The 9,461-nt window shown below is 68.1% G+C and carries 11 protein-coding genes; 4 read left to right on the top strand and 7 right to left on the bottom strand.

Annotated features, from left to right (window positions below):
- From BN13_RS19610 to BN13_RS10070, 5 genes are all read right to left on the bottom strand, one after another.
- Window positions 1-419, bottom strand: a 419-nt coding sequence (locus BN13_RS19610) for a hypothetical protein (RefSeq protein WP_053079772.1), incomplete at its 3' end; no start/stop codon positions are given.
- Window positions 420-425: 6 nt separating this feature from the next.
- The gene (locus tag BN13_RS10055; protein ID WP_048546496.1) at window positions 426-1,556 is read right to left on the bottom strand and encodes a glycosyltransferase family 4 protein; all 1,131 of its coding nucleotides are present in this window, start codon (window positions 1,554-1,556) and stop codon (window positions 426-428) included.
- The gene (locus tag BN13_RS10060) at window positions 1,556-2,464 is read right to left on the bottom strand and encodes a phosphatidylinositol mannoside acyltransferase (RefSeq protein ID WP_048546498.1); all 909 of its coding nucleotides are present in this window, start codon (window positions 2,462-2,464) and stop codon (window positions 1,556-1,558) included. The genes BN13_RS10055 and BN13_RS10060 overlap by 1 nt, the downstream gene beginning before the upstream one ends.
- The gene (pgsA, locus tag BN13_RS10065; RefSeq protein ID WP_048546500.1) at window positions 2,461-3,072 is read right to left on the bottom strand and encodes a phosphatidylinositol phosphate synthase; all 612 of its coding nucleotides are present in this window, start codon (window positions 3,070-3,072) and stop codon (window positions 2,461-2,463) included. Before pgsA ends, BN13_RS10060 begins: the two co-directional genes overlap by 4 nt.
- A gap of 76 nt (window positions 3,073-3,148) precedes the next feature.
- Complete coding sequence (locus BN13_RS10070; protein WP_084733682.1) at window positions 3,149-3,772, bottom strand: HIT family protein; 624 nt, start codon at window positions 3,770-3,772, stop codon at window positions 3,149-3,151.
- A 93-nt stretch (window positions 3,773-3,865) separates the two neighbouring features.
- Here BN13_RS10070 and BN13_RS10075 point away from each other — a divergent pair, with 93 nt between their 5' ends.
- Window positions 3,866-4,867 carry a hypothetical protein gene (locus BN13_RS10075; protein ID WP_157038540.1) on the top strand — a complete coding sequence of 334 codons (1,002 nt, stop codon included), beginning with the start codon at window positions 3,866-3,868 and terminating at the stop codon, window positions 4,865-4,867.
- 22 nt (window positions 4,868-4,889) lie between these two features.
- Window positions 4,890-6,230: a GH1 family beta-glucosidase gene (locus tag BN13_RS10080; RefSeq protein ID WP_048546504.1), complete on the top strand. Its 1,341-nt coding sequence runs from the start codon at window positions 4,890-4,892 to the stop codon at window positions 6,228-6,230.
- A gap of 56 nt (window positions 6,231-6,286) precedes the next feature.
- Here BN13_RS10080 and BN13_RS10085 read toward each other — a convergent pair whose 3' ends face one another.
- The gene (locus BN13_RS10085) at window positions 6,287-6,709 is read right to left on the bottom strand and encodes a hypothetical protein (RefSeq protein WP_048546506.1); all 423 of its coding nucleotides are present in this window, start codon (window positions 6,707-6,709) and stop codon (window positions 6,287-6,289) included.
- A gap of 66 nt (window positions 6,710-6,775) precedes the next feature.
- Here BN13_RS10085 and BN13_RS10090 point away from each other — a divergent pair, with 66 nt between their 5' ends.
- Together BN13_RS10090 and BN13_RS10095 are read left to right on the top strand one after the other, a co-directional pair.
- On the top strand, window positions 6,776-7,243 hold the full coding sequence (locus tag BN13_RS10090) for a Fur family transcriptional regulator (RefSeq protein WP_048546512.1): 468 nt from the start codon (window positions 6,776-6,778) through the stop codon (window positions 7,241-7,243).
- Window positions 7,244-7,258: 15 nt separating this feature from the next.
- Window positions 7,259-8,800 carry a catalase gene (locus tag BN13_RS10095; RefSeq protein ID WP_048546513.1) on the top strand — a complete coding sequence of 514 codons (1,542 nt, stop codon included), beginning with the start codon at window positions 7,259-7,261 and terminating at the stop codon, window positions 8,798-8,800.
- A gap of 64 nt (window positions 8,801-8,864) precedes the next feature.
- On the opposite strand, the gene BN13_RS10100 is transcribed toward BN13_RS10095, so the two are convergent.
- Entirely contained in the window at window positions 8,865-9,248 is a 384-nt protein-coding gene (locus tag BN13_RS10100; RefSeq protein ID WP_048546515.1) for an ankyrin repeat domain-containing protein, read from the bottom strand.
- Window positions 9,249-9,461: the final 213 nt, after the last annotated feature.

Raw genomic sequence — 9,461 nt, forward strand, 5'->3', positions numbered from 1 at the left:
CCGGCCGCCTCGACGCGTTCGAGAGCATCCGACGCGAGCCCGTCCTGCGCCAGGATCGAGGCCACGACGGGCGGCGTCAGCGCCATTGTCAACGCCTGGGTGAGCTCGGACTCGACACTTTCCCGACCCCCGAAATGCTGCCCGTCCAGCAGGTCGTCCTCGCGCAACCGGGCGGTCGTTCTCTCCAACGACTCGGATGCCGCGCCCGCCAGCAGGAGCGCCGACGCGGGATCGAGCGCACCGCTATTGGCCAGTTCCAAGGTCGCCTCGGCACGGCGCACCAGATGCGCGTCGAGCGCTGACAGCGCGCCTTCGACCTGGGCGTGGAGTCGATCGAGCCGGGCGGCGCTGTAGGAGAGGTACCACGCCGCGGCCAAGAGCACCGCGATCCCGAGCACCACCCACGTCATCGTTTCCATGAGTTGTCACCGTCCTCCCGCGTGCGCGACGGTCTCGTAGACCGCCAGGATGTCTTCGGCCACGACGGACCAGTCAAAATCGGCGGCCCGCAGCCGGCCGGCCGCCGAGAACCGTTGCCGCTCAGCGGGATCCCCTAGCAGCCCAACGATGCCCGCGCCCAGAGCCCGAGCGTCCTCGTTGGCGAACAACCGCCCGGCTGGTTCGAGCCCCGGCCCCGGTGTCAGCACCCGCGTAAACGCCGTCAGGTCGCTGGCGATGACCGGGGCGCCAGCCGCCATGGCCTCGACCAAGACGATGCCGAAGCTTTCCCCGCCGGTCTGGGGCGCGGCATACACATCCGCGGACGCAAACAAGGCCGCCTTGTCGGCATCGGTGACCAGGCCGAGGAACTCGCTCGCCTCGGCCACTCGCCGACTCATGCGCTCGCGAGCCTGCTCCACCGACCCCGGCCCGGCGATCACCAGCCGGGCGCCGGGATGGACGCGCAGGACGTCATCGAAGGCGGCACTGAGCACCTGCAATCCCTTGCGCGGCTCGTCGATCCGGCCGAGGAAGGCGATCGTGGGTCGTTGCGGCTTCCCAACCCAGCGCGGGTCCGGAGAGGCCTGCGCAAAGTCGGCGACCTTCACCCCATTCGGGATCACGACGGCATCCCCACCCAGGTGTGTCGTGACCGTGCGCCGCGCATCCTCGCTCACCGCGATCCGACCCGTGATCTTCTCCAGCGAGGGTCGCAGCAGCGGGAACGCCGCCTGCATTGCCCGCGACCGCAGATTCGACGTGTGGAAGGTCGCCACGATCGGTCCGGTCGCTGCCCACAGCGCAAGCACTCCCGCACTCGGTGTCACTGGCTCATGGATGTGCAGCACATCGAACTCGCCCTCGCTGAGCCAGCGCTTCACTCGCGCCGCGGTCACGGGACCGAAGTTGAGACGCGCGACCGAGCCGTTGTAGCGAACCGGCACCGCTCGTCCGCACGAAACCAGATAGTCAGGCACAGCATCGGCGTCCTCCGCGGGCGCCAACACGGAGGCATGATGTCCGGCGTCGAGCAGGTATTCCGCGAGGTCGCGGACGTGGAATTGCACCCCGCCCGGCACGTCGAAGCTGTAGGGGCAGACGATGCCCACGCGCATCAGAGCGCCGCCTCGTCAACAAAGACCTTCTGAAACATGTGCCAATCGGCCGTATGCCGCGTCACCGCCCCCTCGAGTGCCCGGGCGCAGTCTTGGGTCATCGCGACGACCTTGGCCCGAGTATTGCCCGCAGGGGGCGCGAGAACCTGCGGGTGAAAGGTGATCTCGATGCCCCACGCCCATGGCCCGCGCCGCACGTGCCGGATGGTGACCGGATGCAGCGCAGCCCCCGTGGTGAGCGCGAGCGCGGCTGGCCCCACGGCCATACGCGCCCGATGTCCGACGAAGTCGACCTCGACCCCGCCGCCGGTGAGATCCCGATCGGCCAGGAGGGGGATCATCACTGGACCCTTGGCCTCGGCGCGCAGCGCCGCGAACGGATCCCCTGCCCCGGTGAGGGGGATGATCGTCATACCCAAGGAGGTGCGGAAGGCCAGGAACTCCTCGAAGACCTCCGCCGGCTTCAGTCGCTCGGCCACGGTCACGACGCGCCCGAGCGCGCGGGAGCACCACGCCCCGGCCAGATCCCAGTTGCCCATGTGCCCCAAGAAGCAGACGACCGGACGGCCCGCTGCAAGCTGCTCGCGGACCGGCCCGTCGCCGACGACGCTCACCCGCGCGTCGATCTGGGCTCGTGTTAGGTGCTGCAGCCGCAGTGCCTCGCAGTAATAGCGCAGGTAGGACCGCAGTCCCGCCCCGACGAGTGCGTCGAGTTCGCGGCGACCGAGTTCCGGTCGCACCCGGGCGTAGTTCGCCCGCAGCCGCGCGGGCTGATCCCCGCCGCGCAGATAGGCCGCATCGGCGAACCGATCAAAGAGGGCGTATGCCGCGGCCTCCGGCATCGCGCCCACCCCCGCCTTCCCGAGGCGAATTCCGGCGGTGGTGGCGAGCTCCGCGAGTCCGCTCACGCCTCCGCCAGGGCCTGGACCCGCACGGCCCACATGCGCTGGATGATCGTGACGAGACTCGCAAGTGCGAGCAGGGCCAAGACGATGGTCAGGACGATTTCGGGCAGGAACAACCCGACCAGACCGGTCGTCACTAGGGTCGCCACGAGCCGATCGGCGCGCTCGGCAATCCCGACGTTCGCGGTCATACCCAGACCCTCGGCGCGCGCCTTGGCATAGCTGACGACGCTGCCGAGGATGAGGCAGGCCAACGCCAGGCCGGCCATGAGGATGTCGTTGCCGTCCCCGGCATACCAAAGAACGAGGCCACCGAAGATGGCCGCGTCCCCGAGCCGGTCGAGGGTGGAGTCGAGGTAGGCGCCCCACTTGCCCGACCGACCCGACATGCGCGCCATCACGCCGTCGATGGTGTCGGAGAAAACGAAGGCCGTGATCACGAGGGTGCCGACGAAGAACTCGTGGCGCGGATAGAACAGGAGCGCTCCGGCGCAGACGCCGATGGTCCCGACGATGGTCACGACGTCCGGGCTGATCCCGAGCTTCAGGAGCAGCCTGGCGACGGGCGTGAACAGTTTCGTGAAGAAGGCCCGGGCGAATCGATTGAGCATGGTGGGCTAAGGGTAATGACTCGAAGGGCTCAGCCGGTGCAGCCGCCCCGTGGCGATCATGCCGGTGGCGTGGCGTTCATGCTGGCGGCGCGGATTCCGGCGTGGTCGGCCAGGCCGCGACGAGTTGCGAGCGTACGTCCTCCAGCAGGGCAGGCAGCGCCTTCGTCTGCGCAATGATCGGCAGGAAATTGGCGTCCCCACCCCACCGCGGGACGACATGCTGGTGCAGGTGCGCGGCGACCCCGGCCCCGGCCACCTCGCCCTGATTCATCCCGATATTGAAGCCGTGCGGCGCCGACGCGGCCCGCAGCGCCGTCAGGGCCGCCTTGGTCAGAGCCGTGAACTCCGCCGACTCGTCGTCGGTGAGATCGACATAGAGCGACACATGCCGGTAAGGACAGATCAGCACGTGGCCGGGGTTGTAGGGGAACAGATTCATCACGACGTAGCAGTGGCGCCCACGGTGCACGATGAGGCCCGCGGCATCCTCGCGCGTCGGCGCGACACAAAACGGGCACCCCTCGCCCCCGGTGGGATCGGGGCGCTCGCCGCGGATGTAGGCCATCCGATGCGGGGTCCACAACCGGGCGAAACCGTCGCTTGCCCCAGCGAAATCTGCCGCCGTCTCGACCCCCGCCGCTGGCTGGAATCCACCGCCGGTCGCTGCGTCCGGCGCGGGTGGATGCACGTCAGTCGCCATGTCTGAATCCTAGGTGTGGCTCCCCTTCGACCCGCTCCGACCTGCGCCACGACGATTCGGAACGTTCAGAAACCGGTGTTACCGTCATGACGCGTGACACCTCGTGCCTTCTTGCGTACATTGACCGGTTCGGCTGTCGTGGCACTGCTTGCCTGCACGTCGAGCGGGCCCGCCACCAGCCTGACGTCCACCGGGCGGCAGGCCGCGAGCCCGGCCGCCAGTGGACTGGGCGCCGACGACGCCGGGCGTGCCGCCACGGTGCAATTCCGCTTCACCGACACTCGGATCAACGAATCCAGCGGCTTGGTCGCGCGCAATGGTGTCTTCGTGACGGTCAACGACTCCGGCGATGTGGGGCGGATCTTCACCGTGGACGGGACCGGTAAGACGGTCGGTGTCACCAACTGGAAGCCCAAGCCGCGCGACACCGAAGCGGTGGCTCCCTCAATGACATCCGGCTACATCTGGGTCGGCGACATCGGCGACAACGCCTCCACCCGCAGCAAGATCGCTCTCATTCGCGTGCCCAGTAGGACCGGGACGGCCACGGTGACCCCGGAGCGCTACCTCGCGGCATACCCCAATGGGCCCCACAATGCCGAGACGCTCCTGGTCCAGCCCGGCAATGAGGCGCTCTACATCGTCACCAAGCAGACGACGGGCGCCGCCCTCTATTCGGTGCCGCCGCTGCGTAGCGGTGTCGTCAATAAACTCGTGAAGGTGGCGCAGGTCAAGGGCCTCATCACCGACGGTGCCTTCACGCCGGACGGACAGCACGTACTGCTGCGCAGCTACGGGCGGGTGTATGTCTACGGCTTCCCGTCGATGCAGTTGCTCGGGTCGGCTCAGTTGCCCAGTCAGCCGCAGGGTGAGGGCTTGGCGATCGCCACGGATAACACGATCTACCTTTCGACAGAGGGGGCCAACACGCCAGTGCTGCGCTACACGCTGCCGCCGGCGCTCGACGCGCTGCTGCGGTCGCCGGCCAGGATGGACGCTGGCAGCGCGACCGCCGCCGGCCTGCTCCGCAGCCTGGGCCTGTCCGGTGCGGCTGACGCCGTCGCCGCGGGCGCCTCGTCGATGACGACCCGCTAAGACCACGGACTAGCCTGCGGGGATGGGCACCCTTCCCGCGGATTTCGTGTTCGGCGTCTCGACGGCCAGCTATCAGATCGAGGGAGGCGTCAGCGAGGACGGGCGCGGGCGCAGTGTCTGGGATGACTTCTGTGACCGGCCCGGTGTCATCGCCGACGGCTCCTCGGGTGCGGTTGCCTGCGACAGCTTCCACCGCAGCGGCGACGACATCGCGGCGATGGCGGAGCTGGGGATCGCGGCCTACCGCTTCTCCGTCGCGTGGCCACGGGTGCTCCCACAGGGGCGCGGGCAGGTCAACCAGGCGGGCCTCGATTACTACGACCGGCTCGTGGATGGCCTTCTCGCGCACGGGATTCGGCCATGTCCGACGCTCTTCCATTGGGATCTGCCGAGCCCGCTGGAGGCGGCCGGGGGGTGGCTGGAACGCGACACGGCGCTGGCCTTCGGCGAGTATGCTGCGGTGGTTGCCGACCGTCTCGCCGACCGCGCTGACATGTGGTTCCCCGTCAACGAACCCAATGTTGTGACCTATCTCGGCTACGGCACCGGCGCGCACGCCCCCGGACGGGCTCTAGGGCTGGGCGCGCTGCCGGTCGCGCATCATCTGCTCCTGGGCCACGGCCTCGCGGTCGCCGCTCTGCGCGCGGCAGGTGCCGCCTCGATCGGCTGCGCGAACCACCACTCCCCCGTCTGGGCCGCCTCCGAGTCGCCCGAGGATGAGGCTGCCGCCGCATTCTGCGACGCGACCTTCAACCGGCTGTTTGCCGAACCCATCCTCCTCGGCGCCTATCCGGAGGGGCTCGGGGACATGCTCCCCGGGCCGGTCGCCGAAGACCTTCAACTGATCAGTGCGCCCCTCGACTCCTATGGCGTCAACTACTACAACCCGGTGCTGGCGGCGGCGACGCCCGGCCCCGGCGAGGCCGCCGAGTCCACCGGGCTCCCCTACTTCTTCCGGCGGATCGAGGGCTACCCACGAACCGACTTCGATTGGCCGGTCGTCCCGGATGGGCTGCGGGAGTTAGTCGTTCAACTCACCCAGCGGTATGGCGATCGCCTCCCCCCGATCTACATCACCGAGAACGGCTGCTCCGACAACACCGGTCCGGACTCCGTCGGTCGCGTCGCCGACAGTCGGCGGATCGACTACGTGGCTAATCACCTCGACGCGCTCGGAGATGCCATCGACCAAGGCGCCGACGTTCGGGGCTACTTCCAGTGGTCGCTACTGGACAACTTCGAGTGGGCCGATGGCTACGCCCAGCGTTTCGGCCTGATCCACGTCGACTTCGACACCCTGACCCGGACGCCCAAGGACTCCTTCGCCTGGTATCGCGATCGCATCGCCGCGAATCGCGGCTGACCGTCGGCACGGGACGAGCCCGGGACTAGGCCGTGTTGCGAAAGTCGTGGACGGGGTCACGGCGAAGTATCAGAGCTGGGTCCCACGCTCTGCGTGGGCGGGACGAGCGGAGAACTTCGTGGGGTGTCCGAGACGGGCTCGGCATACATCTGATCCCCGCGGGCGACCGTGCCCGGGGTGACGACATCGGCATACACACCGGCGCAATTGCCCGCCTGCCGCACAATCGTCAGGCGCGCGCCGCCGAGGGAGACCGTCTGGCCCACCAGGTCCAGCAGTCGCTCGGGGTCGAGGGTGAGGACGAGGTTGGCCCGCGTGTCCGCGGCGTCCGCCTGCGCGATCGCGTGCACCGGCGACTTCTTGCGCCGATCACCGGCCAGGCCCTCGGTCTCAATCAGAACCTCATCGAGGTGGACTCCAGGCTGGTCCTTCTCGGGGAAGGTCCGGATGTCGACCACGGAGGCGAGGGGCTGCGGCATACGTCACATCGTAGGCACGCCGGATGAAATCTTGAAACATTCCAGATTACGTGCCAAGGTGAGGGTATGCCCTTCCCTCTCGACACCGAGCCGGCCACCGTGCTCCGTGGGGCCGGGCTGAGGGTGACGGGTCCCCGCGTGGCGGCGCTAGCGGAGCTCCGCGAGGCGGGACACGTTGACGTGGACTCGCTCGCCCGGCGGCTGCGCGCGCGGCTCGGCAGAGTCTCGACCCAGGCCGTGTATGACGTGCTGCGCGTCCTCACCGACGCCGGCCTCGTGCGGCGCATCGAGCCCGCCGGCGCGCCCGCGCGCTACGAACTCGACGGCGGCGACAACCACCACCACTTGGTATGCCGCGGCTGCGGCACCCTGGTCGACGTGCCGTGCGCCACGGGCATACGACCCTGTTTGGAAACCGAGACCACCGACCACGGCTTCGTCGTCGACGAGGCCGAGGTCATCTATTGGGGCCTGTGCCCCAACTGCCAAGCTTCCGCTCTAACACCGAATTCCGCTCCAACACAACAGGACTAGGAGGTCCTTGCCACAATGTCAGTCTCCGGCCCCCGCCAGAACCCTGGCAACACCGCCCCACTGACCACGGTCGCCGGCGCTCCCGTGTGGGAGAACCAGAACAGCATGACCGCGGGTGCCCGCGGACCCTTGTTGTTGCAAGATGTCTGGTTCCTCGAGAAGCTCGCCCACTTCGACCGCGAGGTCATCCCGGAGCGACGCATGCACGCCAAGGGCTCCGGCGCCTATGGCACCTTCACGGTCACCGGTGACATCACGGCATACACCGGCGCCTCGATCTTCCGCGAGATCGGCAAGCAGACCGAGCTCTTCGTGCGCTTCTCCACCGTCGCCGGTGAGCGCGGCGCCGCCGACGCCGAGCGCGACATCCGCGGCTTTGCGGTGAAGTTCTATACCGACCAGGGCAACTGGGACATCGTCGGCAACAACACTCCGGTCTTCTTCTTCCGCGACCCGCTGAAATTCCCCGACCTCAACCACGCCGTCAAGCGCGACCCGAAGACCAACCTGCGCAATGCCGAGAACAACTGGGACTTCTGGACCAACCTGCCCGAGGCGCTGCACCAGGTCACCATCGTGATGTCGGACCGCGGCATCCCGGCGGACTACCGCTTCATGAACGGCTTCTCCAGCCACACTTACTCGTTCTACAACGAGGCCGGCGAGCGCTACTGGGTGAAATTCCACCACCGCAGCCAGCAGGGCCTGAAGAATCTCACCGACCAGCAGTCCGCCGACATCATCGCCGGCGACCGCGAGTCGAGCCAGCGCGCGCTCTTCGACGCGATCGAGGCGGGCGACTTCCCGAAGTGGAAGATGTATGTCCAGGTCATGCCCGAGGCCGACGCCGAGAAGGTGCCCTATCACCCGTTCGATCTGACCAAGGTGTGGCCGAAGGCGGACTACCCGCTGATCGAGGTCGGTGAGTGGGAGCTGAACCGCAATGCGGACAACTACCACGCCGAGGTCGAGCAGTCGGCCTTCTCCCCCGCGAATGTCGTTCCCGGCATTGGTTTTTCGCCTGACCGTATGCTGCAGGGTCGCCTCTTCTCGTATGGCGACGCGCAGCGCTACCGCCTCGGCGTCAACCACCACCAGATCCCGGTGAACTCCCCCAAGGGAGCGCCCGGCACCAACTCCTACCACCGCGACGGTGCCATGCGGATCCACTCCGAGCCGACGCCGGGTATCGAGCCCAACTCCTACGGGCGCTGGCAGGAGCAGCCGCAGTTCCGTGAGCCGGGCCTGAAGATCGACCCCTTCGCCGACCGGTTCAACTTCCGCGAGGACGACGACGACTACTTCAGCCAGCCGCGGGCGCTGTTCAACTCCTTCACCGACGCCCAAAAGCAGCGGCTCTTCGAGAACACCGCTCGCGCGATCTCGGGCGCCTCGCAGGAGACGATCGACCGCCATATCGCCAACTGCACCAGCGCCGACCCGGCGTATGGCGCAGGCGTCACCGAGGCCATCCGCGCCCTCGGTGCCGGCGAGGCCCCGAAGGCGGGCATGGACGACCTAGAGTCTGGTCCCGACTTCGACGGCGACCTGCTCTGATCTGAGCGACGAGGGGCCCGGGTGCGGAAGTGCGCCCGGGCCCTTCGCTATCTCGCGCGCCGCGTCATACATCCCGCTCGGGGAGCAGGTGTCCGCGACCGAAAAGTTGCGCCGCCTGGCGCGCAGTCGGGGTGCCGGCGTTGAGATCAGCGCCGGCGGCGACGAGCAGCGCGACGATCGCGTCCTCGCCCTTGAAGATCGCCCCGGCCACCGGCGACTGGTCGCGGCTATTGCGCAGGTTGGCATCCGCGCCGCGCTCCAAGAGCATCGCCACGGTTTCGCCTTGCCCGTTGTATGCCGCGAGCATCAGCAAGCTGTTGCCGTCACCATCCTGCAGATCCACGGGCACTCCGTGGTCGAGGAAGTCGGCCAGATCCTCCGTCCGCCCCTCGCGCGCGAAGTCCTGGGTCAGGGCGACGACGCGGTCCTGCTGTTCCGGGCTGAGCATCCGGCACATCTTACTGGGACGGCCAGGACGGCCGGAGATTTTGAATACCAATGGACTGAGGCGGGGGTAGCGGCTACGCGCAGGCGGCAGCCGACGCGGCGGCATACGTATTCCAGGTGTTCGCCGCTGAGCGAACAGAGCAAGTCGGGCGGATGTGAAGGTGGGCCCCAACGCAGGCGCCCACGCCGCGGAGCAAGTGGGTGGATGTGAAGG

This window comes from Nostocoides jenkinsii Ben 74, assembly GCF_001046875.1.
GTDB classification, from domain to species: domain Bacteria; phylum Actinomycetota; class Actinomycetes; order Actinomycetales; family Dermatophilaceae; genus Nostocoides_A; species Nostocoides_A jenkinsii.

What these genes read in the sequence shown, in the direction of transcription:
- BN13_RS10080 (WP_048546504.1), top strand. Translation starts at nt 4,890, where the DNA reads ATGGGCACCCTTCCCGCGGATTTCGTGTTCGGCGTCTCGACGGCCAGC.
- BN13_RS10055 (WP_048546496.1), bottom strand. Translation starts at nt 1,556, where the DNA reads ATGCGCGTGGGCATCGTCTGCCCCTACAGCTTCGACGTGCCGGGCGGG.
- BN13_RS10100 (WP_048546515.1), bottom strand. Translation starts at nt 9,248, where the DNA reads ATGCTCAGCCCGGAACAGCAGGACCGCGTCGTCGCCCTGACCCAGGAC.
- BN13_RS10095 (WP_048546513.1), top strand. Translation starts at nt 7,259, where the DNA reads ATGTCAGTCTCCGGCCCCCGCCAGAACCCTGGCAACACCGCCCCACTG.
- BN13_RS10070 (WP_084733682.1), bottom strand. Translation starts at nt 3,772, where the DNA reads ATGGCGACTGACGTGCATCCACCCGCGCCGGACGCAGCGACCGGCGGT.
- pgsA (WP_048546500.1), bottom strand. Translation starts at nt 3,072, where the DNA reads ATGCTCAATCGATTCGCCCGGGCCTTCTTCACGAAACTGTTCACGCCC.
- BN13_RS10085 (WP_048546506.1), bottom strand. Translation starts at nt 6,709, where the DNA reads ATGCCGCAGCCCCTCGCCTCCGTGGTCGACATCCGGACCTTCCCCGAG.
- BN13_RS10090 (WP_048546512.1), top strand. Translation starts at nt 6,776, where the DNA reads ATGCCCTTCCCTCTCGACACCGAGCCGGCCACCGTGCTCCGTGGGGCC.